Annotated in this window: 1 protein-coding gene; it reads right to left on the reverse strand. The window is 45.8% G+C overall.

What is annotated here, in order from left to right; all coding sequences use genetic code 11:
* Positions 1-17 precede the first annotated feature (17 nt).
* Positions 18-1,241 (reverse strand): chromate transporter, encoded by a 1,224-nt coding sequence (locus F6K37_RS34300; protein WP_287255257.1) that lies wholly within the window; start codon positions 1,239-1,241, stop codon positions 18-20.
* Positions 1,242-1,297 lie beyond the last annotated feature (56 nt).

The raw sequence follows: 1,297 nt of genomic DNA on the forward strand, positions 1-1,297 counted from the left end.
TCCCGACTCCCGACTCCCTAAAACCCAATCGACAACTGGGCTAATTGTGAAATCAATCCGATAATTCCGCCGATTAATACTAACCATGCGGAATTTACCTTAAAGCGAAATACCAGCACCGCGCTAACTATTGCTACCATAACGGTTAACCAATCTACTAAAGCAGTACGTGCTAAGATATAAGTGACTCCTGTCATCAGTCCTAAGGAAGCGGCATTAACACCGTCTAGGAATCCACTTGCCCAGGGGGATTGGCGTAGCTTGGGCACCCAAGGATTGAGGATTCCGACTAACACAAAGGCAGGCAAAAAGATTCCAATTGTTGCAGCTACTGCGCCAACATTTCCATTCAGCAGATAGCCAATAAAGGTAGCAGTGGTAAACACAGGACCGGGAGTGACTTGACCGATTGCGATCGCATCAAGCAGTTGTTGGGAAGTAAGCCATTGATGGCGCTCTACTAAATCTTGTTGTAGAAACGCCAGCAGCACATAGCCACTACCATATAGAACGGAGCCAATTTTTAGGAAGAATAAGAACACACTAGCGGAAGATATAGAAGCAGCGGATGGTACACCGGTCTGTGCTAAAACACTAGAGAAAGGTATAAGTAAAGCACCTGTGATATTGTTTCCTCTACGCCAAAGGTTTTTAACTAGCATTACTGCAGCTCCGACCAACAGCAGTAATAGAATTTCATGGGTGCCTAAGAAGAAAGCGACAGTAGCTGCAACTCCTGCTACTGTGGTGGGAATATCTTTTGCTGCTTTTTTTCCCAACTTCCATAACGCTTGTAAAACAATGGCGATGATAACTGGTTTGATACCATAAAGGAGCCACTCTACCTGGGGCACACTCTGGTAACGGGCATAAATTGCTGCCATGATCCAGACAATCACCATTGCTGGCAGGATAAAACAAGAACCAGCAACAAACAGCCCTCGCCATCCCGCTCGCTCATAACCGATGTGAATCGCTAATTCTGTAGAGTTAGGGCCTGGAATAAGATTAGTAACTCCCAGTAGATCGAGCAGCTTCTCATGACTCATCCACTGTCGTCGCTTCACTACTTCATCATCCATGATGGCAATGTGAGCAGCTGGGCCACCAAAGGCAATTGTCCCCAATTTAAAAAAGACTAGTGCTAATTCTTTTAGTCGTTGCCCCTGTTGTTGTGGGGACAGTTGAGCGTCAGAACTGTTGTGTTGCTCAGGCTGAATATCGTCTATTTCGTTAGACACTGGTATGACTCCAAAGGCGTCAAGGTTAATATACCAAAGGGAACAGGGATTCGGGA

This window comes from Moorena sp. SIO4E2, assembly GCF_010671945.1.
Classification (GTDB): Bacteria; Cyanobacteriota; Cyanobacteriia; order Cyanobacteriales; family Coleofasciculaceae; genus Moorena; species Moorena producens.